Annotated in this window: 24 protein-coding genes; 10 read left to right on the top strand and 14 right to left on the bottom strand. The window is 68.0% G+C overall.

Annotated elements, in window-relative coordinates; all coding sequences use genetic code 11:
- Positions 1 to 15 precede the first annotated feature (15 nt).
- Genes ACIQF0_RS18080 through ACIQF0_RS18060 form a run of 5 tightly spaced genes read left to right on the top strand, consistent with a single transcriptional unit; the run spans position 16 to position 4,627 of the window.
- Positions 16 to 255 (top strand): acyl carrier protein, encoded by a 240-nt coding sequence (locus ACIQF0_RS18080; protein ID WP_191302297.1) that lies wholly within the window; start codon positions 16 to 18, stop codon positions 253 to 255.
- Positions 248 to 982: an SDR family NAD(P)-dependent oxidoreductase gene (locus ACIQF0_RS18075; protein WP_401030680.1), complete on the top strand. Its 735-nt coding sequence runs from the start codon at positions 248 to 250 to the stop codon at positions 980 to 982. Before ACIQF0_RS18080 ends, ACIQF0_RS18075 begins: the two co-directional genes overlap by 8 nt.
- A complete protein-coding gene (locus tag ACIQF0_RS18070; RefSeq protein ID WP_401030678.1) occupies positions 979 to 2,352 on the top strand; it encodes an AMP-binding protein in 1,374 nt (457 codons plus the stop codon). The genes ACIQF0_RS18075 and ACIQF0_RS18070 overlap by 4 nt, the downstream gene beginning before the upstream one ends.
- Positions 2,349 to 3,404 carry an acyl-protein synthetase gene (locus tag ACIQF0_RS18065; protein WP_401030676.1) on the top strand — a complete coding sequence of 352 codons (1,056 nt, stop codon included), beginning with the start codon at positions 2,349 to 2,351 and terminating at the stop codon, positions 3,402 to 3,404. The genes ACIQF0_RS18070 and ACIQF0_RS18065 overlap by 4 nt, the downstream gene beginning before the upstream one ends.
- Positions 3,401 to 4,627, top strand: coding sequence for an acyl-CoA reductase (locus ACIQF0_RS18060; RefSeq protein ID WP_401030674.1), 1,227 nt, complete (start codon positions 3,401 to 3,403; stop codon positions 4,625 to 4,627). Before ACIQF0_RS18065 ends, ACIQF0_RS18060 begins: the two co-directional genes overlap by 4 nt.
- Positions 4,628 to 4,849: 222 nt before the next feature.
- Here ACIQF0_RS18060 and ACIQF0_RS18055 read toward each other — a convergent pair whose 3' ends face one another.
- The 8 genes from ACIQF0_RS18055 to ACIQF0_RS18020 all read right to left on the bottom strand — a co-directional run bounded on the left by ACIQF0_RS18055 (position 4,850) and on the right by ACIQF0_RS18020 (position 13,577).
- Complete coding sequence (locus ACIQF0_RS18055; protein ID WP_401030672.1) at positions 4,850 to 5,431, bottom strand: hypothetical protein; 582 nt, start codon at positions 5,429 to 5,431, stop codon at positions 4,850 to 4,852.
- 27 nt (positions 5,432 to 5,458) lie between these two features.
- Positions 5,459 to 6,007: a hypothetical protein gene (locus tag ACIQF0_RS18050; protein ID WP_401030670.1), complete on the bottom strand. Its 549-nt coding sequence runs from the start codon at positions 6,005 to 6,007 to the stop codon at positions 5,459 to 5,461.
- 179 nt (positions 6,008 to 6,186) lie between these two features.
- Complete coding sequence (locus ACIQF0_RS18045; protein ID WP_401030669.1) at positions 6,187 to 7,584, bottom strand: glucosaminidase domain-containing protein; 1,398 nt, start codon at positions 7,582 to 7,584, stop codon at positions 6,187 to 6,189.
- A gap of 27 nt (positions 7,585 to 7,611) precedes the next feature.
- Positions 7,612 to 8,976 (bottom strand): FG-GAP-like repeat-containing protein, encoded by a 1,365-nt coding sequence (locus ACIQF0_RS18040; RefSeq protein WP_401030667.1) that lies wholly within the window; start codon positions 8,974 to 8,976, stop codon positions 7,612 to 7,614.
- Between the two features lie 136 nt (positions 8,977 to 9,112).
- Positions 9,113 to 10,294 (bottom strand): L-2-hydroxyglutarate oxidase, encoded by a 1,182-nt coding sequence (gene lhgO / locus ACIQF0_RS18035; RefSeq protein ID WP_401030665.1) that lies wholly within the window; start codon positions 10,292 to 10,294, stop codon positions 9,113 to 9,115.
- Between the two features lies 1 nt (position 10,295).
- On the bottom strand, positions 10,296 to 11,498 hold the full coding sequence (locus tag ACIQF0_RS18030; RefSeq protein ID WP_401030663.1) for a glycosyltransferase family 4 protein: 1,203 nt from the start codon (positions 11,496 to 11,498) through the stop codon (positions 10,296 to 10,298).
- A 4-nt stretch (positions 11,499 to 11,502) separates the two neighbouring features.
- Positions 11,503 to 12,483, bottom strand: a complete 981-nt coding sequence (locus ACIQF0_RS18025; protein ID WP_401030661.1) for a Gfo/Idh/MocA family protein — start codon at positions 12,481 to 12,483, stop codon at positions 11,503 to 11,505.
- Positions 12,480 to 13,577: a DegT/DnrJ/EryC1/StrS family aminotransferase gene (locus tag ACIQF0_RS18020; protein WP_360048008.1), complete on the bottom strand. Its 1,098-nt coding sequence runs from the start codon at positions 13,575 to 13,577 to the stop codon at positions 12,480 to 12,482. Before ACIQF0_RS18020 ends, ACIQF0_RS18025 begins: the two co-directional genes overlap by 4 nt.
- Before the next feature lie 227 nt (positions 13,578 to 13,804).
- Here ACIQF0_RS18020 and ACIQF0_RS18015 point away from each other — a divergent pair, with 227 nt between their 5' ends.
- Positions 13,805 to 14,818, top strand: coding sequence for a lysylphosphatidylglycerol synthase transmembrane domain-containing protein (locus ACIQF0_RS18015; protein WP_360048006.1), 1,014 nt, complete (start codon positions 13,805 to 13,807; stop codon positions 14,816 to 14,818).
- A gap of 49 nt (positions 14,819 to 14,867) precedes the next feature.
- On the opposite strand, the gene ACIQF0_RS18010 is transcribed toward ACIQF0_RS18015, so the two are convergent.
- The gene (locus tag ACIQF0_RS18010; protein WP_401030658.1) at positions 14,868 to 15,680 is read right to left on the bottom strand and encodes an HAD family hydrolase; all 813 of its coding nucleotides are present in this window, start codon (positions 15,678 to 15,680) and stop codon (positions 14,868 to 14,870) included.
- A gap of 54 nt (positions 15,681 to 15,734) precedes the next feature.
- Here ACIQF0_RS18010 and ACIQF0_RS18005 point away from each other — a divergent pair, with 54 nt between their 5' ends.
- The gene (locus ACIQF0_RS18005; RefSeq protein WP_401030656.1) at positions 15,735 to 16,640 is read left to right on the top strand and encodes an LLM class flavin-dependent oxidoreductase; all 906 of its coding nucleotides are present in this window, start codon (positions 15,735 to 15,737) and stop codon (positions 16,638 to 16,640) included.
- On the opposite strand, the gene ACIQF0_RS18000 is transcribed toward ACIQF0_RS18005, so the two are convergent.
- Positions 16,630 to 18,597, bottom strand: coding sequence for a DUF6541 family protein (locus ACIQF0_RS18000; RefSeq protein WP_401030654.1), 1,968 nt, complete (start codon positions 18,595 to 18,597; stop codon positions 16,630 to 16,632). The genes ACIQF0_RS18005 and ACIQF0_RS18000 overlap by 11 nt on opposite strands.
- 189 nt (positions 18,598 to 18,786) lie before the next feature.
- Here ACIQF0_RS18000 and glf point away from each other — a divergent pair, with 189 nt between their 5' ends.
- The 3 genes from glf (at position 18,787) to ACIQF0_RS17985 (ending at position 22,874) form a co-directional block, all read left to right on the top strand.
- Positions 18,787 to 19,971 (top strand): UDP-galactopyranose mutase, encoded by a 1,185-nt coding sequence (gene glf / locus ACIQF0_RS17995; protein WP_360048000.1) that lies wholly within the window; start codon positions 18,787 to 18,789, stop codon positions 19,969 to 19,971.
- A gap of 169 nt (positions 19,972 to 20,140) precedes the next feature.
- Positions 20,141 to 22,045: a glycosyltransferase gene (locus ACIQF0_RS17990; RefSeq protein ID WP_401030652.1), complete on the top strand. Its 1,905-nt coding sequence runs from the start codon at positions 20,141 to 20,143 to the stop codon at positions 22,043 to 22,045.
- An 85-nt stretch (positions 22,046 to 22,130) separates the two neighbouring features.
- On the top strand, positions 22,131 to 22,874 hold the full coding sequence (locus ACIQF0_RS17985) for a class I SAM-dependent methyltransferase (protein ID WP_401030650.1): 744 nt from the start codon (positions 22,131 to 22,133) through the stop codon (positions 22,872 to 22,874).
- Here ACIQF0_RS17985 and ACIQF0_RS17980 read toward each other — a convergent pair whose 3' ends face one another.
- The 4 genes from ACIQF0_RS17980 to ACIQF0_RS17965 are packed head-to-tail and all read right to left on the bottom strand — an operon-like array spanning position 22,875 to position 26,023.
- A complete protein-coding gene (locus tag ACIQF0_RS17980; protein WP_401030648.1) occupies positions 22,875 to 23,687 on the bottom strand; it encodes a carbohydrate ABC transporter permease in 813 nt (270 codons plus the stop codon).
- Complete coding sequence (locus ACIQF0_RS17975) at positions 23,684 to 24,562, bottom strand: sugar ABC transporter permease (RefSeq protein ID WP_360047995.1); 879 nt, start codon at positions 24,560 to 24,562, stop codon at positions 23,684 to 23,686. The genes ACIQF0_RS17980 and ACIQF0_RS17975 overlap by 4 nt, the downstream gene beginning before the upstream one ends.
- Positions 24,559 to 25,788 (bottom strand): ABC transporter substrate-binding protein, encoded by a 1,230-nt coding sequence (locus ACIQF0_RS17970; protein ID WP_401030647.1) that lies wholly within the window; start codon positions 25,786 to 25,788, stop codon positions 24,559 to 24,561. Before ACIQF0_RS17970 ends, ACIQF0_RS17975 begins: the two co-directional genes overlap by 4 nt.
- A gap of 40 nt (positions 25,789 to 25,828) precedes the next feature.
- Positions 25,829 to 26,023: a hypothetical protein gene (locus ACIQF0_RS17965; RefSeq protein WP_093594705.1), complete on the bottom strand. Its 195-nt coding sequence runs from the start codon at positions 26,021 to 26,023 to the stop codon at positions 25,829 to 25,831.
- Positions 26,024 to 26,038 lie beyond the last annotated feature (15 nt).

Below are 26,038 nucleotides of genomic sequence, written 5' to 3'. Positions count from 1 at the left end.
GAGAACGAGAGAACGATGTCCCTGAACGACCGTCTTCGTGGTGTCTTCGTGGACGCCCTCCAGCTCGACGACTCGGTTGACGTCGAGAACCTGAAGTACCGCGACATCGATGAGTGGGACTCGGTCGGCCACATGGCGCTCGTCGCCGCCATCGAGGACGAGTTCGACGTCCAGTTCGAGACCGAGCAGGTCATCGACATGAGCAGCTTCAAGGTCGCCGTCGACATGCTGAAGGGCCTCGGCGCGGGTGAGTGATTTCGCCGGCAAGGTAGCGGTCGTCACCGGCGGCACGCGCGGCATCGGCTTCGCCACGGCCGCGGCGCTGGCCGAGGCGGGCGCGACCGTGGTCATCACCGGCCGCGACCGCGAGACGACCGAGAAGCGCGCCGCCGAGCTGGGCGAACGCGTCCACGGCGTGGCGCTCGACGTCGCCGACTCCGCCGCGATCAAGGACGTCTTCAAGGCGATCGCGAAGGAGCACGGGCGCATCGACGTGCTCGTGGCCAGCGCGGGCGTGCTGGAGGGCGGCCTTATCGGCATGCTCACCGACGACCACGTCAACAGGACGCTGACCACGAACGTCGCCGGCACGATCAACTCCGTGCAGGCGGCGGCGCGGGCCATGATGCGCAAGCGCACCGGCTCGATCGTGCTGATCGGCTCGATCGTCGGCGAGCGCGGCAACGCCGGTCAGATGGTCTACGCGGCGTCCAAGGCGGCGCTGGTCGCGGCGGCGAAGTCCGCGGCGAAGGAACTCGGCAGGCACGGGATCAGGGTCAACGCGGTCGCGCCCGGCGTGATCCAGACGGACCTGATCTCGGAGCAGTCCGACGAGGTGCTGGAGCGGGTGAAGGGCGACACCGCCCTCGGCCGGCTCGGCACCGCGGAAGAAGTGGCCAAGGTGATCCGATTCCTGAGCAGTGACGACGCCTCGTTCGTCACCGGTCAGGTGCTCGGGATCGACGGAGGTTTGGTGCTGTGACGCTGCTGCACGCTCAGGCCCGCCTGCGTGACGCCGCGACCGGTGAGCTGCTCGGCGGTGCCGAGCTCGCCGGTCGCGTGTCCGAGGCGGCGAAGGAACTCGCCGATCTGCCGTCCGGGGTGCTGTTCCTCCGGGTCGGCCTGGACCTGACGAGCGTGCTGCGGTACCTGGGTGCGTTCGAGGCGGGCCGCGCCGTCGCGCTGCTCGACCCGGCGCAGGACCGCGAGGTGCTGGACGGGCTCGTGGCCCGCTTCCGCCCCGCGGTCGTGCTGGGCATCGACGACGAACCCGCGCCGGGGTACTCCCAGGACTGGGTGCGCGAGGACGCGGACGGCGTCGCCCCGCACCCCGATCTGGCCGTGATGCTGCCGACCAGCGGCTCCACCGGTAACCCGAAGTTCGTGCGGCTGTCCCGCTCGGCGATCCTCGCGAACGCCGACGCGATCGCCGAGGTGCTCGGCATCGACGAGAACGAGGTCGCGCCGACCACCCTGCCGCTGCACTACAGCTACGGCATGTCCGTGCTCAACAGCCACCTGCGCAAGGGCGCGACGGTGCTGCTGGAGGGCTCCGGCGTCGTGGCGCGGCCGTTCTGGGACGCGGTCACGCAGTACGGCGTGACGTCGCTCGCAGGTGTCCCGTACCACTACGAGATGCTGCGCAGGCTGCGGTTCGACCCGGCCAAGTACCCGACGCTGCGCACGCTGACGCAGGCCGGCGGCAAGCTCCGCACCGACCTGGTCAGCGAGTTCAACGACAAGATGCGCGCCGCCGGCGGGCAGATGTTCGTGATGTACGGCCAGACCGAGGCCGCGCCGAGGATGGCCACCGTGCCGTCCGACCGGCTCGCCGAGAAGGTCGGCTCCGCGGGTCCCGCGCTTCCCGGCGGCACGTTCGCCATCCGCGACGAGGCCGGGAACGAAATCGCCGAATCCGGTGTTGCCGGTGAGGTGGTGTACCGCGGGCCGAACGTGATGATGGGCTACGCCGAGTCCGAAGCCGAGCTCGCTCTCGGCGACGAGACCGGCGGCGTGCTCGTCACCGGCGACCTCGGTTACCTCGACGCCGACGGGTTCCTCTACATCACCGGCCGGCTCAAGCGAATCGGCAAGGTGTTCGGCAACCGGGTCAACCTGGACGACCTGGAGCAGATCGTGAAGGGCTTCGGCGCAGCCGCCGCCGTACCCGCGGGCGACAAGGTCGTCGTCTTCCTCGACAGGGCCGAGAAGGACACCTGCAAGCAGGCCGCGAAGTTGCTGTCCGAGACGCTGCACCTGCACGTCACGGGCTTCGACGTGCGTCCGGCGGAGGGTTTCCCGCAGCTGCCCAGCGGCAAGATCGACTACCGGTCACTGGAGGCACAGGTATGAGCGTCTTCGGGCGCAATCAGGCCGAGCGCGAGACCGCGCTGCTGGCCGAACTGACCGAGCTGACCGAGCACCACCGCGCGAACTCCGAGCAGTACGACCGGATCCTGTCGTCACTCGGTATCAAGTCCGGCGAGAAGTTCGGGTCGTTGAACGACCTGCCGTGGCTGCCGGTGCGCATGTTCAAGACGCACGAGCTGAAGTCCATTCCGGACTCCGAGGTCTTCAAGGTGCTCACGTCGTCCGGCACGACCGGCGGCGGCGCGTCCCGGATCTACCTCGACAAGGACGCCGCCGCGGTGCAGACCCGGCAGCTCGGCGCGACGCTGCAGGAGGTGCTCGGCGGCAAGCGGCTGCCGATGCTGATGGTCGACACCATCAGCATCATCAAGAACCGCCGCTCGTTCTCCGCTCGCGGCGCCGGCGTGCTCGGCATGGCGACGTTCGGCCGCAGTCACGTCTACGCGCTGGACGAGAACGACCAGCCGGACGTCGAGGCGATCAAGGAGTTCCTCGCCAAGCACGGCTCAGAGCCGTTCCTGATCTTCGGCTTCACCTTCATGGTGTGGCAGTACCTCTACGAGGTCGCGCGTGAGCACAAGTTGGACCTGTCGAACGGCATCCTGATCCACTCCGGTGGCTGGAAGAAGCTCATCGACATCGCGGTCGACAACTCGGAGTTCCGCAAGCGCTTCGCCGAGGACACGGGCCTGACCCAGATCTACAACTACTACGGGATGATCGAGCAGATCGGCACGGTCTTCCTGGAGGGCAAGTCGGGCAACTCGTTGTACTGCCCGGACTTCGCGGACGTGATCATCCGCAACCCGGAGACCTGGGAGGAGCAGCCCGTCGGCGTTCCCGGTGTCATCGAGGTCGTCTCGACGCTGCCCCGCAGCTACCCGGGCCACGTGCTGCTGACCGAGGACCTCGGTGTGGTGCACGGCGTCGACGACGGCGACTGGCCGGGCAAGCGGTTCTCCGTGCTCGGCAGGCTCCCGCGGGCCGAGGCACGCGGCTGTTCGGACACCTTCTCTGGAGCTGTGGCCTCATGAAGCGCCGTTTCCCGGCAGGATCTGACGTCTCCTCGGTCGACGAGCTCCTCGCGAGCATCTCCGGCGAGCCCACCGGCGGCCGGCTGAAGGTCGGCGACGAGCGGATCGTCGACTTCCTGGTGAAGTTCGCGCGCAAGCTGCTCGCCCCGCAGATGGCCCGCCGCTACCCGGAACTCGCGTCGCTCGGCTTCTTCCTGCGCCGCGGCGAGATCAACAAGGTGCTGCGCCAGCTGGAGACCCCGGAGGGCGTGCTGCGCTTCGGCCGCGGTCTCGTCTTCCACATCCCGCCCGCCAACGTCGACACGATCTTCGTGTACTCGTGGGCGCTGTCGGCGTTGTCCGGCAACAGCAACGTCGTGCGCATCTCGCCGCGTTCGGCCGGTGCGGCGGAAGCCGTCGTCGAGGCGCTGAACGACGCGTTGCAGGACGCGCACCCGGCGGTCGCGCAGACCCAGGTCATGGTCACCTACGACCGCGACGACAAGGTGACCGCCGCGCTGTCCGCGGCGTGCGACCTGCGCGTCATCTGGGGCGGCGACCGCGCCGTCAACGAGGTGCGCAAGATGCCGCTCGCGCCGCACGCGCGCGACGTCACGTTCCCCGACCGCGCCTCGTTCGCGCTGATCTCCGTCGACGGCTGGGTTTCCGCGACGCCGGAGCGCAAGCGCGAGGTGGCCGTCGGTTTCTACAACGACTCGTACTGGTTCGACCAGGCCGCCTGCTCGTCGCCACGCGCGTTGTTCTGGGTCGGTGACGAGGTCGCGGGCCAGCAGGCGCGGACCGAGTTCCGGGCAGAGCTGACCGCGGTGCTCGAAGCGAAGAACCACGTCGTCGAGCCCGCGATGGCCGTGCAGAAGCGCGTCTCCGCCTACGGTGTCGCGGCGGACGGCCACGCGAAGTCGATCTCGTTCGACGGCAACGCGGTGGCCACCCTGGAGCTGACGGAGGCGGCGGACGTGCCGCGCGAGTGGCTGGGCGCGGGCACCTTCCCGTTCGCCACGCTGCCGACGCTGTCCGCGCTGGTGCCCATGGTGCAGCGCAAGGACCAGACGCTGTCGGTGTTCGGCTTCTCGCAGGAGGAGCTGGAGACGCTGGCGCACGAACTGGCCGGGCGCGGCATCGACCGCATCGTGCCGTTCGGCAACGCGCTGACGTTCTCCGACCACTGGGACGGCTTCAACCTTCCCGCGGAGTTCACCCGCCTGGTGACCGTCCAAAGCTGACAGTCCACAGAGGACGAAAGCCGCACTGGAGCCTGGTGCGGCTTTCGTCGTTTCCGGGCTAGGGCCTGTATCGAAGTCTGATCCGCGACAGCCGGGCCCGAGGCGGTTCCTGGCGGCACGGCCGAACGACCCACGTACAACACCGGTACGCGGGCCATTCGGCCGCACCACCACGAACCGCCTCAAGCGCAGCTCTCATCGAACCAGACTTCGATACAGGCCCTAGTTGTGGCAGTCCTGGCCCTTGAGCGACAGGATCGCCGCGACGACCTTCTTGTCCTGGTCCACCCCGAAGATGAACTTGGCGGCCGGGTTGTTGTCGGCGTCGGCGACCCAGCTGTAGTTCGGGCCGGTCGGCTCGAGGTTCGTGTACTCCGCCTTGAGCGTTTCCTCGGTCGCGCCGATTCCCGCGCCGTCAGCGGTCATGTCCGCGGTGAAGCTGATGCTCGCGACGCCCAGCTTCGAGGACACCCAGACGTACTGGCCAGTGCCGAGGATCTGGTGGGACGAGCAGGGCCCGCCGGGCCCGCTGACCGGGCCGATCAGCTTGGCGTCGATCGCCTGCTTCCCCGTCATGCCGAGCTTGAGTTCGCCGTAGCCGAACGAGCCGATCACCGGTTTGGCCGGTGGAGGCGGTGGGTTGGTCACGGTCTGGGTGACGACCGTGGTGACGACCTGGGCGGCCGGCGGCGTCGTGGTGCTGGACGACGTGGGTGCGGCGGTCTGCTCCGGTGCGGGCGTGGACGTGCACGCGGCCAGGCCGAGCGCGGCGGTGATGGTGACGAGAACGATGGAACGCTTCATTTTTCTTTCCCCCCAGGGATTGCTGACTCAGAGCAGGTACATCGAGCAGTCGGCGTTGTACGTGTGCAGCTTGATGTGGACGACCTTGTCGGTGTCGGCGAACTGGTCGGTCTCGGAGCTGCCGATGAAGGAGTAGCCCGCGTTCTCGGCGATGCTCGCCGACCAGCCGGCGCGGAACGCGGAGACGGTCGGGTACGCCTTCTTCACCGCGGCGTAGGTCGAGCCGATGCCGATTCCCTTGGAGGTCTTGGCCTCCGCCGGCAGCGTGATGCGCACGACGCCGTACCGCTTGGAGATCGCGACCGAGTCGTCGCCCACGCAGGCGCCGTCACCGTCGCTGTCCCAGGTCAGATCGGTCAGGCCGGTCGCCCGCGCGTCCTCCAGGGTCATGCCCAGCTTGAGCGAGCCGTAGCCGAGGCGGGTGTCGGTGTTCACCACGTTCTTCGGCTGGTCGGTGATCGTGGTCGCGGCGGTGCCGGCCGGCCGGTCGGCGGTGGCGTTCTGCGCGGGTGCGGACGTGCACGCGGTCAGGCCGAGCACGGCGGCGATGGTGACGAAGATGAACGAGCGGCTCATTTCTTCCCCCCGGGAATGCTGTCGTGCCCGCCCCACCCCCAGCGGGGCGGGCACGACGATGCTGACAGGACGAACTCTGCCGGGCCCGCCTGCAAATCATCTGCAAATCTGCTGCAGGGCCCTGAACTGCGAAAAGGCCGCACCGGAGAGTCCGGTGCGGCCACACTTCGAGCCAGTCGTCAGATCAGGTGCAGGTTGGCGTTGGTGAAGCCGGTCGCGAAGACGACCTCGTTGTCCCACGGGTTCGCCGCGAAGCCGTGGTAGTTGTGCCACGCCTTGACCGAACCGTCCGGCAGCGCCGTGACGATCTCGGCCTTGCCGTCACCGTCGAGGTCGGCGAAGTGCAGGCCCTCGTTGGTGAAGCCGGAGCCGATGACGGCCTCGTTGTCCCAGGGGCTCGCCTGGAAGCCCCAGTAGTTGCGCCACGCCTTCACGGCGCCGTCGGGCAGGACCGTGACGATCTCGGCCTTGCCGTCCGCGTTCAGGTCGGCGAAGTGGAGCGAGGAGTTGGTGAAGCCGGACGCGATGATCGCCTCGTTGTCCCACGGGCTGTTCGTGAAGCCGTGGTAGTTGTGCCACGCCTTGACCTGGCCGTCCGGCAGGACGGTGATGATCTCGGCCTTGCGGTCGCCGTCGAGGTCGGCGAAGTGCAGTGACTGGTTGGTGAAGCCGGTGGCGATGATGGCGTCGGCGTCCCACGGGTTCGCGCCGAAGGTGCCGTTGTTGCGCCACGCCTTGACCTGGCCGTCGGGCAGGACGGTGATGATCTCCTTGTCACCGTCGCCGTCGAGGTCCGCGAAGTGGGCGTTCTCGTCGGTGAAACCGTTGGCGACGATGGCGTCGGCGTCCCACGGGTTCTGGGCGAAGCCGCGGCCGTTGCGCCACACCTTCACGTTGCCGTCGGCGGAGATGAACGCGATGTCGGTCTTGGCGTCACCCGAGAACGAGGACCCGGCCGAGACGGACGGCCCGCCGGTGTTGAAGCGGTAGAGGTTGTAGTTCTGCATCAACGAGATGTTCTTGCTGGCGTAGTTCGGGTCCGTCGCGTACTTCTTCGCGACCTCGCGGATGAACTGGTCGGGGTTGTTCTCCCGGTACGGCAGGGCGCTGTCGTAGATGCCGCTCGTGGTGATCAGCCGGCCGTAGTCGCGGAACGAGTCGGTCATCGAGCGGTAGACCCGGAAGTACGCGGTCTCGGGATGACAGGTCGGCGTGCACTCCGTGGTCTGGTAGGCGTGGCAGCCGATCGCGATCGGGCCGGGGCTCGACGCGTTCACGCACTTGAAGCCGAAGTAGTTCTTGTCGTTGGCGGAGAGGCTGCTGCGGCCCCAGTCGGATTCGAGAATCGACTGCGAGGTGGTCACCGAGGCCGGGATCCGGAACTCGGCCTGCACGGCCTGGGCGGCGGGGCCGGCGACGTTGACGTAGTCGTCCTGGAGACCGGCGGCGACCATCGTGTTCAGGGCGCTGTCGCGGTTTTCCTGCTGTGACTCGGTTTCCGGCGGCGCGGCGTAGGCGGTACCGGTGACCAGACCTGCGAACGCCGTGGCGAGCAGGGTGGCGGTCAGCTTCTTCATGACTGTCCTTTCCAGACTCGTGGCGGGCTAGATCAGGTGCAGGCTGGTGTTGGTGAAACCGCTGGCGAAGATGACCTCGTTGTCCCACGGGGCGTTCGCGAAGCCGTGGTAGTTGTGCCAGGCCTTCGCACGGCCGTCGGGCAGGACCGTGACGATCTCGGCCTTGCCGTCACCGTCGAGGTCGGCGAAGTGCAGCGACTGGTTGCTGAAGCCGGTGGCGATGATCGCCTCGTTGTCCCAGGGGTTCGCCTTGAAGCCCCAGTAGTTGCGCCACGCCTTGACCTGACCATCGCCGAGAACGGTCACGATCTCGGCCTTGCCGTCGGCGTTCAGGTCCGTGAAGTGCAGCGACTCGTTGGTGAAGCCGGAAGCGATGATCGCGTCACCGTCCCACGGGCTGTTCGCGAAGCCGCGGCCGTTGTGCCACGCCTTGACCTGGCCGTCGGGGAGAACGGTGATGATCTCGGCCTTGCGGTCGCCGTCGAGGTCGGCGAAGTGCAGGGACTGGTTGGTGAAGCCGGTGGCGATGATCGCCTCGGCGTCCCACGGGGACGCGGTGACACCGCGGCCGTTGCGCCACGCCTTGACCTGGCCGTCGGGCAGGACCGTGATGATCTCCTTGTCGCCGTCACCGTCCAGGTCGGCGAAGTGGGCGCTCTCGTCGGTGAAACCGGAGGCGACCACGGCGTCGGCGTCCCACGGGTTCTCCGCGAAGCCGCGGCCGTTGCGCCACACCTTCACCTCGCCGCTCGGCAGGACGGCGGCGACGTCGGTCTTCGCGTCACCCGAGAACGACGAACCGGTCTGGCCCACCGAGTCCTCGACGATGTTGTTGTAGCGCTTGGCCGCGTAGGAGGCCGTGTAGGAAGCGCTCCAGGTGCGCTGCTCGGCGACCTGGCCGAAGTCCCACTCCTCCCAGACCACTGCCTGGGTCTGCGCGCCGTCGGCCCAGCGCACGAAGATCGCGATGTGCTGCTGGTCGCTGTTGTGCTTCCACAGCACGTCGCCGGGCTTCAGTTCCGACTTGGCGATCGAGTACATGAACGGCTGCAGCGAGTAGGTCGTGTAGCTGTTGTCCATGCCCCACGCCATCGACGTGAAGCCGGAGCAGTCCTGGCGGTAGCTGCCGTACTCGTTGGCGTACCAGGAGGACTGGCTGTACGGGACCCGCGCCTTCAACCAGGTCTCGGCCCGTTTCATGACCTCCGATCTCGCGATCGGGTTGTTCGCCGCCATCTTCAAGCCGGGCTCGGGTTCCTTGCCCTGCTTGGCGTATCCGCCGTCGGTGACCAGCGTGCCGGGCTCCGGTGCCGCCTGGCCGGCGATCGGCCCCAGGAACGTCACCGCCGTCGCAACCAGAGCGAGCAGGGTCGCCATCCGTCGCAGTCGCATTTTCGTGCCCCCCAGAATTTCGGGCTGTTTTGTTTACAGCCAGAACTCTGCGGGTATGGCCTGCAAGCCATCTGCAAACTCGCTGCGACAGGATCTACAGGCGGTTTGCAGGACTCTTACAGGTGTGTTGACCTGCTCAAACGAGCGTGGCGACCGTTTCGTCCGCGATGTGCCGGCCGATCTCCAGCGCGCTGGTGGCGGCAGGGGAGGGCGCGTTCAGCACGTGCACCTGGCGCGGTGCGGACTCGATCAGGAAGTCATCGACCAGCGAGCCGTCCGGCAGCATCGCCTGGGCGCGGACACCCGCCTCGGCGCGCACGATGTCGTCCTCGCCGACGGCCGGCACCAGTCGGGCCAGGCTCGCCGCGAAACGCTTGCGGGAGAACGACCTGAGCACCTCGTCCAGCCCGGTCCGGCCGAACCGGGCGGCCAGCTTCCAGGTGCCGGGGAAGCGCAGCACGTCGACCACGTCGCGCGGGCTGACCTGGGCCCAGCGGTAACCCTCGCGGCGCAGCGCCAGGACCGCGTTCGGACCCGCGTGCACGGAACCGTCGAGCATCCGGGTCAGGTGGACGCCCAGGAACGGCAGCGCCGGGTCCGGCACCGGGTAGATCAGGCCGCGCACCAGCTCACGCCGTTCGGGCCGCAGCTCGTAGTACTCGCCGCGGAACGGGACGATCGTCGCCTTGGGACGCAGGCCGGCGAGCCTGGCCACGCGGTCGCTGTGCAGGCCCGCGCAGTTCACCAGCGCGTCGGCCCGGACGATGCCCTGCGGCGTGGCCACCGCGACGCCGGTGTCCGTGGAACGGATGGCCAGCGCGGGGGAGTTCAGACGGAGGTCGGCACCGGACAGCAGGCCGACGAGCACCCGGCAGACGGCCGGGAAGTCGATGATCGCCGTGGACTCGACGCGCAGGGCGGAGACGGCGGACACCTCGGGCTCGTACTCGCGAGCCTCGGAGGGGGAGATGATCCTGGCGGGAACGCCGTTCGCTTCAGCGCGTTCGGCCAGGGCGTTCAGGCGGGGCAGTTCGTCGGGCGAGGTCGCCACGACCAGCTTGCCGCAGACGTCGACGGGGACGCCGTGCTCCTTGGCGAAGGCCACCATGGAAGCGTTGCCCGCCACCGACATGCGGGCCTTGAGCGAACCGGGCTTGTAGTACAGACCGGCGTGCACGACGTTGCTGTTGTGCCCGGTCTGGTGCGCCGCCCAGTGCGACTCCTTCTCCAGCACGGTCACGTCGTGACCGCGCCGGAGAAGTTCGTGAGCGGCGGAGAGTCCGAGGATCCCTCCGCCGATCACGACGACGTGACTCACGTCAGGCCTTGCCCGACACGTTCTTGAGGATGTCGAGGTTGGCTTCGCAGATCTTCGGCATGTCGAAGTTGTCGAAGACCCACTGACGACCGGCCTCGCCGATCTTCTTGGCGACGCCCTCGTCCTCGATGAGCCGGTTGATCGACTCGGCCAGCGCGGAGTGGTCGCCCGGCTTGGTGAGCAGCGACTCCGTGCCGTTGGTGATCACGGCGTTCGGGAAGTAGTCGGCCCGCTCGGCCATGACGGTCGGGACGCCCGCCGCCATCGCCTCGAGCGACGCGATGCCGATGCCGAAGCCCTGCAGGTCGTGGACCTCCATGTCGGCGCCCGCGAGCAGACCGGGGATCTCCGCCTTCGGCAGCGTGCCGGTGCAGATCAGCGCGTGCTCGACGCCCAGCTGCTTGGCGATCTCCAGGAACTCCGTGTTGTACAGGCCGCCGATGACCAGGACCTTGGTGTCCGGGTGCTTCTTCAGCACCTCGGGCAGCGCCTTGACCAGGTTGATCCGGTCGCGGACCGGGATCACGTGGCCGAGCGACGCGATGACCGGGCCGTCCCCGATCTCCGGGAACCGCTCGCGCATCTTGGCGCGCTCGGTGGCGTGGTCGAGGTCGTGGAAGCGGTCGAGCTCCACGCCCACGGCCAGCTTCTCGATGCGCTCGTCCGGCGTCTTGTAGCGCTTCTTGATGTACTCGTAGAAGATCGTGTCGATCGCGATCAGCTTCGTCGGCTTGTTGTACGACGTGATCGGCTTGACGACGATCGCGTCGAGCATCCGGAAGACCGCGTGGATCGGCTTCATCGGGCTCTGCAGACGCGTGTGCAGCGTCAGCACCGACGGCACGTTGCGCTTGCGCGCCCACAGACCGCTCTGCCAGGTCAGGTCGAAGAACTGACCGTGCTGGTGGACGACGTCCGGCTTGAAGCCGTCCAGCAGCTTGAAGACCTTCTTGCGGTTGCCCCACTTCAACGCGAACGTGATGTCGAAGTTGAACGAGATGCGGGTCTCCGGCAGCGTCCAGGACGGCAGCCGCACGATCTTGATGCCGTCGCGCTCCTCCACCGGCAGCGCACCGCCGTACGCGGCGGTGATGACCAGGACCTCGTGGCCCTGCGCCGCGTAGTAGCGCGCCAGCGTGTCGGACACGTAGGCGCTGCCGCCCATCCGGGGCGGGAAGAAGTTGTTGATGATCGCGATGCGCATCGCGTCAGGCCTTCCCGTTGGTGGCCGAGAGGGTCGCCTCGTGCACGACCTTGTGCGCCGGGAGGATCGCGTTGCGCTCAGCGGTCACCTCGTCCGAACCGGCGCCCAGCTCGAGCAGGTTCAGGAAGTGGTTCAGCTGCGCGGCCAGCGGCTCGGCGCTCTGCAGGATCGTCGGCAGCTCGATGACGGTCTGCGACTGGTAGCCGACGCCGTCCGCCGCGGGCGAGTCCGCCACGTGCTTGTAGATCGTGATGTCCCGGCGCAGCAGGTCGATCTCGATCAGGCGGTCGATCTCCAGCACCGAGATCTGCCGCACCTTGCGCTGGCTGATCCGCGACGCCGAGATCGTGGCGAGGGCACCGCTCTCGAACGACATGGTCGCGTCCGCGGAGTCCTCGGAGCCGTTGTCCTGCGACTGCTTGTGGAAGAAGCCGAACGAGCCCTTCACCGCGGCCGGGGCGTTGCCCACGAAGCGGATCGCGAGGTCGACGTCGTGGATGAGCAGGTCGCCCGCGACACCGGTCTTGATCCGCGGCACGAACGGCGAGTGCCGCATCGCGTTGATCTGCACGACCTCGCCGACGAACTGCTTCGCGGTGAGGATCGCCGGGTTGAAGCGCTCGAGGAAGCCGCAGACGAGCGGCAGGCCGCGCTTCTCCGACTCGGCGACGAGCTCCTCGGACTGCGCGTACGTCGCGGCCAGCGGCTTCTCGATGAGCAGCGGCTTGCCGAGCTCCAGCGCCTGCTTGGCGATGGCGTAGTGCGCCTCGGTGGCGGCCGCGATGACGACGGCGTCGACGTCCTTCAGCCCGTCCAGCGAGCTGGTGTGCTCGATGCCGAAGCGGTCGGCGATGGCCTGACCGGTCTCGGCGTTCTGCTCCACGACGAACTTGAAGTCGACGCGATCGGACTGCGACAGCACGCGGGCGTGCAGCGAGCCCATCGTGCCGGCGCCGACGAGGGCGACCTTGGGACGGGCGGTCACGCGCCGAACACCTCCCGGACGGACGAGACGATGGTCTCGAGCTCTGCGTCGGTCAGCTTCGGGTGCACGGGCAGCGAGAGCGCCTGCTCGGCGACCTTCTGCGCGACCGGCACGTCGGAGGCGATGACCTGAGGGTTGTCCCGGTAGCAGTCGTAGTCGAACACGAGCTTCGGGTAGTAGATGCCGTTGCCGATGCCCTTCTCGGTGAGCTTCGCCGCGAGCTCGTCGCGGGTCACCGGGGCGTCGTCGCCGACCAGGATCGTGTACTGGTGCCACACGTGCTCACGGCCCGGCAGCACGGCCGGCACGGTGAGGCCGGTCACGCCTTCGAGGCCCTTCGAGAGCGCCTCGGCGTTGCGCCGGCGCGCGTCGGTGAGCTGCGACAGCTTCTCGAGCTGCGGGATGCCCAGCGCCGCGTGCAGGTCCGTGAGGCGGTAGTTGTGACCCGCCATCTCGTACTGGTAGCGGGCGCGCATGCCCTGGTTGCGCATGACGCGCAGCTTGTCCGCCAGCGCGTCGTCCGACGTCGTGATGACGCCGCCCTCTGCGGTGGTGATGTTCTTGGTGGCGTAGAGCGAGAAGCAGCCGATGCCGAACGAACCGGCGGGCTTGCCCTCGAACGTCGCGCCGACCGCCTGCGCCGAGTCCTCGACGATCGTCAGCCCGTGCTGCTGCGCGAGCGGCACGAGACGGCCCATGTCGGCCATCTGGCCGTACAGGTGGACCGGCATGAGGACCTTGGTGCGGTCGGTGACCGCGCCGCTGACCTTCTCCGGGTCGAGGTTGAAGTCGACCGCGCTGATGTCGGCGAACCGAGCGGTGGCGCCGGCCTCGAGGATCGCGTTCAGCGTGGCCACGAAGGTGAACGGCGTGGTGATGACCTCATCACCGGGCTGCAGGTCGAGCGCCTGGATGGACGCGACCAGCGCGGTCGTGCCGTTGTTCACGGCGACCGCGTGAGGCACACCCGCAACGGAGGCGAAAGCGTCCTCGAACCGCTTGACCATCGGTCCCTGTGCGATGACACCGGAGCGGAGCACTTCCAGCACGAGCGGCTCGGCGTCCTGGACGTCGACGACGGTAATCGGAATCATGCAGCAGACTTTCCACTTCCGGAGACGGTTGGATGCGTCCGGTACAGTTACCCCGGTGTTACTGCCAGGTGCAGACCAGGCGCGGACCACAGGCTACCTGCCTGATGGAGTGATCCTTTTCAGGGTCCGTTGTGGATCCGCGTCGTAGGAAGTACGACCCCCTCATGGACGCCCAGCCCGCCGTGCCCGGCTCGTCGCTGGGAAGCGAAGCAGGAAGCGGAGAACCGATGACCGTCGAGCCCGACGTGGCTGCCACCGACGCTGAGAAGGTCGAACCTCCGGCTCCGGCCAACACACGCAAGGCAGTGGTCATCGCCTGGGCGAAGCGCGTGCTGATCGTGGCCGTGCTCGCCGCCGCCGCGTGGTCGGTCTACTCCCAGTGGGACAAGGTCTACCCCGAGCTGGTCAAGCTGCCGTGGCAGTCGGTCGTGCTGTCGCTGGTCGCGGTGTTCGTCGGCATCTTCCTGGGCCCGCTGGTCTGGAAGATCGTGCTGTCCGACCTGGGCGCTCCCGTCCGGTTCGCCGACGCGTCGAAGTTCTACCTCGTCGGCCAGCTGGGCAAGTACGTCCCCGGCGCCGTCTGGGCCGTCCTGCTCTCGATGGAGCTCGCCCGTGAGGCGGGCGTCAACCGGGCGCGCAGTTTCACCGCGGGCCTGGTCGCGACCGGCATGGGCGTGCTCGCGTCGCTGATCGCCGGCCTCGCCGCGCTGCCCGTGATGCTGTCCGGCCGTCCAGAGGCGAACCAGCTGCTGTGGCTGTTCCTGCTGCTGCTCGTCGGCCTGCCGTTCCTGCACCCGCGCCTGCTGACCTGGTCGGTCAACCTGGTGCTGAAGGTCCTGCGCAAGGCGCCCATCGAGCGTCGCTTCACCGGCAAGGAGATCCTCAAGGCGCTGGGCACGGCCGTCGCCATCTACCTCTGCTACGGCGTGCACCTGTGGCTGCTGGTCAACTCGCTCGGCTCGCCGCGCTGGGACACGCTGATCCTGTCGACCGGCGCCATGGCCCTGTCGATGACCGCGGGCCTGCTCGCGTTCTTCCTGCCGTCGGGCATCGGCGCCCGTGAGCTCGTCATCACCGGCACCATCGCGACCGTGCTGCCGTTGCCGCAGGCCATCGCGCTGGCGCTGGTCTCGCGCCTCATGTTCACCATCGCCGACCTGGCCGCCGCCGGTTCGGCCACGCTCGTGGCCTACGTGCAGAAGCGGCGCGGCGTTCCCGTGCCGGTTCCCGCCGAGGACTGACCGAACGACGAAAGCGCCGCACCCCGACGGGTGCGGCGCTTTTTGCTTTCTAGAACCAGCGCTCCAGGACCTGGGCCACGCCGTTCTGGTCGTTCGTGCCGGTGACCTCGTCGGCCACCTCCAGCAGCTCGTGGTGCGCGTTGGCCATGGCGACACCGTGTCCGGCCCACCGCAGCATCGGGATGTCGTTCGGCATGTCCCCGAACGCGATGACGTCCTCGGCCGCGACCTCCAGCCGTGCGCAGACGTCGGCCAGGCCGGTGGCTTTGGTCACGTCCCTCTCGGACACCTCGATCAGGCCCGCGTTGGTCGAGTACGTGATGGCGAACTCGTCACCCAGCACGGCCGTCGCCGCGGCCGCCATCTCGGCGCTGGTCATCTCCACGCGCCTGACCAGCAGTTTGATCGCCGTGTGCCCGAGCACCTCGGCCCGGGGCGCGAGGTCGTGCGCCTCCGGCCAGGCGTGCCGGTACTCCTTCTCCGCGACGAACGCCTGCACGTCCGCGGCCCGCTCGCCGACCCGTTCCGCGGCCACCGCACACCCCGGGATCGCCGTGTCGAGGGCGTGGGCCAGGTCGGTCAGCCGCACCGGGCTGATGCCGCGCTGCCAGATCACGCGGTCCTCGTCGAGGTCGTAGAGCACCGCGCCGTTCGCGCAGACGACGTAGCCGGAGACGCCCAGCGCGTTCGCGATGCGCGGCATCCACCTCGGCGGACGGCCGCTGACCAGCACGAACGGCGTGCGGTCCGCGAGCACCCTGCCCACCACCCCGGCCGTGTGGTCGCTCACCTGCTCGTTCGTGCCGAGAATCGTTCCGTCGACGTCCGATGCCACCAGTGCCGGTTTCTCCACGACGTCCATCCTCGCTGATGGCGGATTCGCCGGTCGACGTAACTCGTTCGCTAATGTCAGCCGGTGCGAGTTGGTGTGGTGATCCTCCCCGAGTACCGCTGGTGGGTGGCGGAGCCGAAGTGGCGCGCAGCCGAGGAGCTGGGCTTTTCCCACGCGTGGACGTACGACCACCTGGGGTGGCGCACGCTCGTCGACGGCCCGTGGTTCTCCGCCGTGCCCACGCTCACCGCCGCCGCGATGGTCACGTCGAAGATCCGGCTGGGCACGCTCGTCGCCTCACCCGTCTTCCGGCACCCGGTGCCGTTCGCGCGCGAGATCTTGACTCTTGACGATCTCTCGGACGGCCGCCTGAACGTCGGCATCGGCTCCGGTGGCACGGGCAGCTACGACTCCGACGCCATCGGCGCCCCCGAGCTCACGGCCCCGCAGCGCACCCAGCGGTTCGGCGAGTTCGTCGAGCTGCTCGACCTGCTGCTGACCAGGGACAAGACGACCTGGAAGGGCGAGTTCTTCACCGCGGACGAGGCTCGCGGGCACCCCGGCTGCGTGCAGCGGCCGCGCGTCCCGTTCGTCATCGCCGCCGACGGGCCCAAGGCCATGGGCATCGCCGCCCGCTACGGCACCGGCTGGATCACCACCGGCTCCCGGCAGCTCGACAGCCCCGACTACGAGACCTGGTGGCGTGGCGTCGCGAAGGTGACCAAGCGGTTCAACGAGGAACTCGCCTCGATCAACCGGGCCAAGGGCACCATCGACAGGTACCTGAACCTCGACTCGTCGCCGGTGTACTCGCTGACGAGCGTCGAGGCGTTCCAGGACGCCGCCGGACGGGCCCGCGACCTCGGGTTCACCGACCTGATCGTGCACTGGCCGCGCAGCGAGGGCGTCTACTTCGGCCACGAGACCGTGCTGGAGCAGGTGGCCGGGGACGTCCTCCCCGGCCTAGTCGACTTCGAGTTCAGGGACTGACGGGAGCGCCCGGCTCCGGCACCAGCTTGTAGATCGTCGAGTCCTGGTTGGAGAAGACCTTCTGCACGAACGGCTTGCCGTCGAGGTTCTCCAGGCCGTCCACGCGGTCCTTGCCACCGTGCACGTAGCCGACGTCCACGATGATGTAGCGGACGTTGAGGTGCTTCACCGCTTCACGCACGGCGGGGTCGTTCGCGTAGTCGTTGAACTCGGCCTGCAGCGTGTGCACCGCCGGCGACTCGGCCGACCCGTCGTAGTGGCCGACGACCGGCTGCACGCCCGCGAGCGCGTACATCCAGACGGTGCCGTCCCTGCGGTCGTTGAGCACCCGCTCGCCCGGCTTGACCAGCTTGGCGAGCTCCTGGAACGCGAGCACCTCGGTCGGGCTGACCACCATGTCGTGCCGGTCGGCGCCGGGCTGGTTGCCGTAGCCCTGCTTGACCTGGTTCGCGTTGAGGTTGAAGTACAGACCCTGGCTGACCAGCGCGAACACCGCGATGACCAGGCCACCGGCGACGTACCCGGAGACACCGGCGGGCACCTTCACGCGAGCCGCGCCGGCCTTCACGAAGTCGTACACCTGCGCCAGGCCGTGCCCCGCCACGACGACGAGCGGCACGCACGCCAGCGCGATGAGCCGCCACTGGTCGTTCCACCACGGGCTGGTCAGCTTCGCGACCCACGGCTGCGAGTAGGACGCGGTCAGCACCCACACCCCGCCGAAGAACGCCGCCGAACCGAGCAGCCAGCGCAGCTCGCCGAGACGCGAGGCGAAGATCAGGCCGACCCACAGCGCGAGCGCCAGCCAGTACTGCGGCAACGCGATGACGTGCTGGAACGTGAGCAGCGAGCCGACCGACTGGCTCACCGGGAACGTCGACGGCCAGTCCACGATCGCGATCTTGCCGCCGACCGCGAGCGCGCCGAGCAGGTGCGGCAGCGTCACGACGATCGCCACGACCGCGGGCACGATCAGCTTCAGCGCGTCCCGCCAGATCAGCCCGAGGTGGCCCCACCAGCGCTGGATGAACATCGGCAGCACGAACAGGATGCCGCCGAACAACGTGCTGGAGTGGATCGCGAGCAGGCCGACCGCGACACCGCCGAAGAAGATGCCGGTGTCGAGTGCCGCCCGCTTGAGGTACGCGTCCATCGCGATGGCCAGCACCGGCATGACCGCGATGCCGAGCGTGAACGTCAGCAGCGGGCCGCGCCACAGGTTGTCGTAGGTGGCGCTGGTGCAGGCGACGGTGATGAGCGCGGTGAACGCGGCGGTCATCGCACGGCCGTTGAAGTGCCGGATCATCGCGACCAGGGTCAGCGCGAGGATGCCGGGGAACATGATCGTGCTGGCGTTCAGCACGGCCGGCACGGCGGCACCGGTCAGTTTGAACACGAGCGCGCCGACCAGGTGGTAGGCGTTCGGGTAGAAGACGCCGTCCGGAAGCTCGTACCAGTTGACCTTGCCGGTCGCGTAGAGGCTGCCCTCGCCGGTCTCGGCGATGTAGCGGATGCCGTTCGCGTGGTAGGCGGCGTCCCAGTCCTGCGGGATCGAGTTGAGGTCCCAGCGCATCGCGGCCATCAGCACGGCGAACCCGACGACGGCGGCGGCCAGCAGCGTCACGGCCACTGCGATGTGCGCGCTGCGGTTCCACGGCGACGGCGTGCGCTCGATCGGACCGCTGCGGCGCACCACGAACCAGCGCGCGGCGGCGAACAGCAGGATCACGACCACCGTGGTGACCAGGAACGTCCAGACGTTGAACGGGATCCCGATCTTCCACAGCCACGGACCGGCGAGGCCCGCGATCAGGTACGTGAACACGGGCGCGCTGGCGGCGAGCGCCCAGCCGCGCACACCCGCTGCCGCGGCGGCGAGTCCGCCCGGCAGCCACAGGACGGCGAGATACGTCCCGATCGTCGCCACGGTCAGCAACGTGCTCGCTTCGGTCGGCACAAGACCACCCATGGTTGCTCTGCAAGTGGATGTGCGGGATGGCCCCGCGAATGACACCGGCAAGGCTATCCCGAACGGGCTGAACGCCGTCCGACGGCCTGTCGCACGCGTTTTAGCTGATCAAGGGCAGTGCGATTCGCGGAGGGGGTGTTGGGAACACGCCTGGGAGGGCCGGTACCCTCCACGTTCGTGAGCTTCGCTGGTTTTGACCTCATCGTCGTCGGTTCCGGTTTCTACGGGCTGACCGTTGCCGAGCGCACCGCCTCCTTGCTGAACAAGCGGGTGCTCGTTCTGGAACGTCGTTCCCACATCGGTGGCAACGCGTACTCGGAGGCTGAGCCCGAGACAGGAATCGAGGTGCACCGCTACGGCGCGCACCTCTTCCACACCTCGAACAAGAGGGTCTGGGAGTACTGCAACCAGTTCACCGAGTTCACCGGCTACCAGCACCGCGTGTTCGCGATGCACAACGGCACGGCGTACCAGTTCCCCATGGGCCTCGGGCTGATCACCCAGTTCGTCGGCAAGTACCTGTCCCCGGACGAGGCTCGCGCGTGGGTCGCGGAGCAGGCGTCCGAGATCGACAGCAAGGACGTGAAGAACCTCGAGGAGAAGGCGATCTCGCTGGTCGGCCGCCCCCTGTACGAGGCCTTCATCCGCGACTACACCGCGAAGCAGTGGCAGACCGACCCGAAGGAGCTGCCGGCCGCGGTCATCAGCCGCCTCCCGGTCCGCTACAACTTCGACAACCGCTACTTCAACGACACCTACGAGGGCCTGCCGGTCGACGGCTACACCGCGTGGCTCGAGAAGATGGCGGAGCACGAGAACATCGAGGTCCGCCTCGACACGGACTTCTTCGACGTGAAGGACGAGATCCCGGCGGGCACGCCGATCGTCTACACCGGTCCGGTCGACCGCTACTTCGACTACTCCGAGGGCTGGCTCGGCTGGCGCACGCTCGACTTCGAGCAGGAGGTCGTCCAGACGGGCGACTTCCAGGGCACGCCGGTCATGAACTACAACGACGCGGACGTCCCGTACACCCGCATCCACGAGTTCCGCCACTTCCACCCGGAGCGGGACTACCCGAAGGACAAGACGGTCATCGTCCGCGAGTTCTCCCGTGCCGCGGAGAAGGACGACGAGCCGTACTACCCGATCAACACCGCCGAGGACCGCGAGAAGCTCGAGCGGTACCGCGTGCTGGCGAAGAAGGAAGCCGCCGAGAAGAACGTGCTGTTCGGCGGCCGTCTGGGCACCTACAAGTACCTCGACATGCACATGGCGATCGGCGCTGCTCTGAGCGCGTTCGACAACAAGATCGCGCCGCACCTGACCGAGGGTTCCGCCATCAACGGCGACCTCGACTGATGTCGGTTTAGACGCATTTCGCCCGGCCGTACAACCTGTGCGGCCGGGCGTTCGTCATTGGACAATGAGTACTATGGGCGCTTGACGCGCCGCGCCACGACTCTCTGTGGCGGTAGCCATCCATGAAGCTGACCCGAACCGCCCGAATTCGGTTCGCCGGAGGAAGCACGTGACCGAGCAGGCCAAAGCCGCAAGCGCCACCAAGATCAACCCGACCCAGGTTCTTCAGCGGGTGATCATGCCGCGGGACGAGGACCCGCTGGACGTGCGTCCGCTCTACCTCGACGAGCCGGCCAACGTGCACAGCCACGTCTCGGGCCGCCGCGCGGTGACGGTTCAGACCTCGGCCAAGGTGTCGTTCGCTTCGTACTTCAACGCGTTCCCCGCGAGCTACTGGAAGCGCTGGACGGTCGTCGAAGAGGTCGTGCTGCGCATGCGCGTGCGCGGCGCCGGTCGCATCGACGTCTACCGCTCGAAGCCCAACGGCGACATCATCCACCTCGACGGCCAGGTCATCCGCAGCCCGAAGGCGTGGTTCGACGTCGCGCTGACGGTGTCGCTCAAGCCGTTCGAGGACGGCGGCTGGATCTGGTTCGACGTCTTCACCGACGACACCACGATGGAGATCGACGACGCCGCGTGGACCACCGAGCAGCCGCTGCCGGCGCAGACCGTCGCCATCGGCATGACGACGATGCGCCCGGTCGACGCGGTCATCGCGCTGCGCGCCCTCGGTGAGGACCCGGCCGTCTTCGCGGTGCTGAAGAAGGTCTTCGTCGCCGACCAGGGTTCCGTGAAGGTCCGCGACACCCCCGGCTACGACGAGGCCGTCAAGGCCCTCGGCGACAAGCTGGAGATCATCGAGCAGGACAACCTCGGTGGCTCCGGCGGCTTCACCCGCGGTCTGTACGAGGCGATCGAGCACACCGACGCCGACCAGATCATGCTGATGGACGACGACATCCGCCTGGAGCCGGACGCCGTCCTGCGCTCCAACGCGTTCGCGCGCGCCGCCGCCCAGCCGGTCATCGTCGGTTCGCACATGCTGAACCTCCAGGCCCGCTCCCGCCTGCACAGCATGGGCGAGGTCGTCGACCTGGGCACCTGCTACTGGCGGGCAGCACCCGGCGCGCTCACCGACCACGACTTCGGCACCGAGTCGCTGCGCGAGACCGAGGAACTGCACGCCCGCATCGACGCCACCTACAACGGCTGGTGGATGTGCCTGTTCCCGCGTGAGGTCGTGCAGCGCACCGGCTACCCGCTGCCGCTGTTCATCAAGTGGGACGACGCGGAGTACTCGCTGCGCGCCCTGGAGCGCGGCTACCCGACGGTCTCGCTGCCCGGCTCGGCCGTGTGGCACATGCCGTGGACGGACAAGAACGACGCCACCGACTGGCAGGCGTACTTCCACACCCGCAACCGGCTCGTCCTCGCCGCGCTGCACAGCCCGTACGACGTCCGCTCCACGCTCCTCAAGCAGGGCCTGAAGCTGTCGCTGCGGCACCTGCTCTCCATGGAGTACTCGACCGTCGCCGTGCAGCAGAAGGCGATCGAGGACTTCCTGGCCGGCCCGTCGAAGCTGTTCGACTCGCTGCGCACGGCCCTGCCGGAGATCCGCGAGCTCCGCAAGCACTACTCGGACGCCCAGGTCCTCCCGTCCGCGCGCGAGTTCCCGGCGCCGACGTTCGACATGGTCCGCGCCGAGCAGATGCTGACGCCGCCCACGAACCCGGTCACCATCGCGTCCGAGGCGGCCAAGGCGCTCATGCACAACCTGCGCGAGCCGCAGGCGGCAACGGCGGAGCGCCCGCAGATCAACGTGCCGGCGTCCAATGCCCGCTGGTTCCTCCTCGGCAACCTGGACAGCGCCACCGTGTCCAACGCCGACGGCAGCGGCGTCGCGTTCCGCAAGCGCGACCCGAAGGAGTTCCGCCAGCTGATGAAGCGCGCGGTCCGCAACTACCGCCGCCTGTCGGCCGAGTGGCCGCGGATGCAGAAGGTGTACCGCGACGCGCTGCCCGAGCTGACCTCGGTCGAGTCGTGGCGCAAGGTGTTCGAAGCCAACAGCTGATCTCGTCTGTGCAAAAGGCCCCCCGAACTTTCGGGGGGCCTTTTTCGCTGAGCAACCTCACCCCGCGGCCAGGCGTCCGGGATGCATGGGGGATATCAGGAGAGCAGATTTCTACGACGGACCGGCCCACGACTACCTGGGCTACTGGAAGGGCCGCGACTACGAGCACGATGCCGAGCGCGTCGCCATCGACCGGCTGCTGGCAGCCCGGCACTTCGCGCGCGCCGTGGACGTGGGCGGGGGCTACGGCCGCATCACCGCGTTGCTGCCGAAGTACGCGGACCACGTGACGCTGGCCGAGCCGAGCAGTCGCCAGCTCGACATGGCGGCGAAGTTCCTCGGCAAGGGGATCGAGCGGGTGCAGGCGCAGGCCGCGCGGCTGCCGTTCGCGACGGGCTCGATCGACCTGGTGACGATGATCCGGGTCATGCACCACCTGCCCGACCCGACCGCGGAACTGGCCGAGATCGCCAGGATCCTCGCTCCGGAGGGCACCGCCGTCGTCGAGGTCGCCAACCTCGGGCACGCGCGCAACCGCCTGCGCCGGCTCGGCAGGGGAGTTCCCGCCGAGCCCGTGGACATCCGGTCACCGGAGAACCGGCACGACGACGAGATCCCGTTCGTCAACCACAACCTCGACACCGTGACCAGGCAACTCTCCGACACCGGGCTGCGGGTCGTGCGTTCGCTCTCGGTGTCGAACCTGCGGTCGGGCGCGTTGAAGAGGGTCGTGCCGCACCGCGTGCTGCTCGGTCTGGAGAAGGCGGCACAGCCCGCGCTGGCCAGGATGAGGTTCGGGCCGAGCATCTTCCTGCTGGTCACCCACTGATCAGTCCTTGATCCCCGTCTCCGTCACCCCGCGCACCAGGAACCGTTGCAGCGCAACGAACACCACCACCAACGGCGTGATGGAGACGGCGGCCGCCAGGAACAGCTGCGTCACGTCGATCGACTGCGAGGTCAGGAACGTGGACAGCGCCACCTGCACCGTCCACGAGTCCTGGTCCTGCGCGATCACCAACGGCCAGAGGAACTGGTTCCAGCTGGTCACGAACGCGATCACGCCGAGCGCCGCGAAGAACCCCTTCGAGTTCGGCACGACGACCCGCCAGTAGGTGCCCCAGTGGCCGAGCCCGTCGATCCGCGCGGCCTCCTCCAATTCCCGGGGGAAGTTCAGGAAGTACTGCCGGAACAGGAACGTGGTGAATCCGCTGAACAGCCCCGGGATCACCAGCCCGCGCAGGTCGGACACCCAGCCCAGCGTCGAGACGACCACGAACGTCGGCACGAACGTGACCGCGGCCGGGATCATCAGCGTCGCGATCACCAGGTACAGCACGAAGTTCGAGTACCGGTACGGAATCCGCGCGAGTCCGTACCCCGCGAGTCCGCACAGCAGCAGCTGACCGGCCGTCTGCAGCACCGCGACGACCAGCGAGTTGACCATGCTGCGCACCATGGGCACGGCCGGGTTGGAGAACAGCGAAACGAAGTTCTCCCAGTGGATCTCGTCGGGCCAGAACGTCCACGTCGGCGCGGTGATCTCCTGCTCGGTCGCCAAACCGTTGCGCAGCACCAGGTAGAACGGAATCAGGAACAGCACCGCCGCCAGCGACAGTGCGAGATAACGCAGAAGCTTCATCGCGTGATCACCCTGCCCTGCAACAACGTCACGCCCGCGATCAGCAGGGTCAGGATCACCGCGCCCGCGCTGCCGTGCCCGAAGTCCTGCCCGCCGGACCCGAGCGCCGTGTAGTAGAGGTAGATCAACGGCGGCCGTGCGAACGGCGGGTAGCCGCGGTCGGTGCCCAGCACGTTGTAGAACTCGTCGAACGCCTGGTACGCGGCGATGAGCAGCAACAACAGCACCGCGATCGACGTCGTGCGCAGCTGCGGCAGCGTGATGTACCGCAGGGTCTGCCAGCCGCGTGACGCCCCGTCGATCCACGCCGCCTCGTAGAGGTGCTGCGGAATTCGTTGCAAGCCCGCGATGAACAGGATCAGGTAGAACCCGAGCTGCAGCCACAGCCGCAACGTCACGAGCACCAGCCAGTACCAGGGTGGCGACGTCGACACCGTCCACGCGATCGGCTCGGCGCCGAACCACCCCAGCACCGTGTTCGCGAGGCCGAAGCGCACGCCGTTGAAGATCGACAGCTTCCACACCAGCGACGCCACGACGTACGAACAGGCCGTCGGCAGGAAGAACACCGACCGGAAGAACGCCTTCATGAAGCTGATCTGGTTCACCAGCAACGCCAGCGCCAATGCGAGCACGAACGTCAGCGGCACGATGAACACCGCGAACACGCTGAACGTGCCGAGGCTGCGCAGAAAAGGCTCGTCGGTCAGCATGTCGGCGTAGTTGCGCAGCCCGACGAACGACGTGGGCGTCACCGTGTTGCGGGCGTCGAAGAACGACAGCAGCAGGCTCCACCCGATCGGCACGTAGACGAACACGAGCAGTCCTGCCGCGAACGGTCCGACGAACAACCAGAACGCGCGTCCGTGCCTCATCCGTACAGGCGCTTCAGCTCGTCCCGTGCCTTGCCCGCGGCGGTCTTGATCTCGGCGTCGACCGGAGCGCCGTCCCGCACGACCCGCGACACGGCGTCGTTGAACGCGGTCCGCATGACCGAGGTCCAGTCCGGCGGGTTGGACGCCTTCGCGTTGTCCCGCACGAACTTCACCGCGTCAGCCGCCGCACCGGTGGTCAGCTTCGAGGCCTTCTCCGAGATGCTCCTGCGCGGCGGGATGTGGAAGCCGTAGCTGAGGTTGAAGTCCTCCTGGTAGTCGGTCCGCTCGATCCACAGCCACTTCACGAACTCCTTGGCCTCGTCGATCCGCTTCGACCTGGCGTTGATCATCGCGCCGAACGCCCCGACCGGCACGCTGGCCTTGCCGGACGACGAGAACTTCGGGAACGGCAGCACGCCGAAGTCGTCGCCCAGTGCCTTCTGGATCGCCGGCACGGTCCACAACCCGGTCCACTGCATGGCGACCAGCCCCTGCGTGAACGCGTCCGGCTCCGCCCAGTCCTTCACCGCGCCGAGCAGCAGGCTGCCGCTGGAGTAGAGCTCGCGCAGCTTGCCGATCGCCTGCGCCGCAACGGGATCGTCGAACCCGACCTGGTGGTCGCGCACGTAGTCCAGCCCCGCCGACCACAGCGCGGGCCCGCCGAGCACGCCGCCGCCACCGTCGTTGCCGGCGAAGAGCCCCTTCACCCCGTCCTTCGTGAGGCGTTTCGACGCGTCGATCAGCTCATCCACAGTGGACGGTGGCTGAACCCCGGCCTGTTGGAGGAAGCTCTTGCGGTAGAACAACATCTGCATGTCCACGGCCTGCGGAACGCCGTAGATCTTCCCGTCGACGGTGTGCGTCGCGAGAATCGAGTCGGTGAAGTCGCTCTTCGCGTCGCCGAAGACGTCGTCGAGCGGCACGAGTTGGCCCGCCCGGACCGAGCTGATCTGCGGGGTGGACTCGAAGACGTCCGGTCCGCCGTCGGACAGCAGGCTCGTCGCGAGCTTGGAGTCGTAGTCGCCTGGGTTCCACTGCACGTCGACCGGGGTCTTGGTGAACGCCTTGGCGTAGCGCTCCACCGCCTGCTGGACGCCGGGCTCGCCGTACGCGTGGTACCACTGCTTGAGGGCCTGGCCGCTGCCGTCCCTGCCGGTGTTCGAACCGCACGCCGCGAGCAGCGCGCTCGCGCCGGCCAGAGAGAGAAGTCTGCGTCGGGAGATCACTCATCCCGTCTTACTCCGATCACGTCGGGTGCGCGAGCGGTTACTCGAAGTGCGCTACGACGACGTTGGAGAAGTTCACGACGTACTCACGACCGTCCGGGGCCGCGATCGGCTGCGTGTGGCCGTTGCGGACGATCTGCGTCAACCGGGACGCGAGGTCGTCGCGCGTCTCGTCGGTGACGGTGAGGGTGATGGGGTTCGGATTGGCGGCGAGGAACAGCACGAGTCGGCTCATGCGTTCAGCAAACCG

It is taken from the genome of Lentzea sp. NPDC092896 (assembly GCF_044754905.1).
Lineage (GTDB): Bacteria > Actinomycetota > Actinomycetes > Mycobacteriales > Pseudonocardiaceae > Lentzea.
This window is presented reverse-complemented; position numbering and strand designations above follow the sequence as displayed.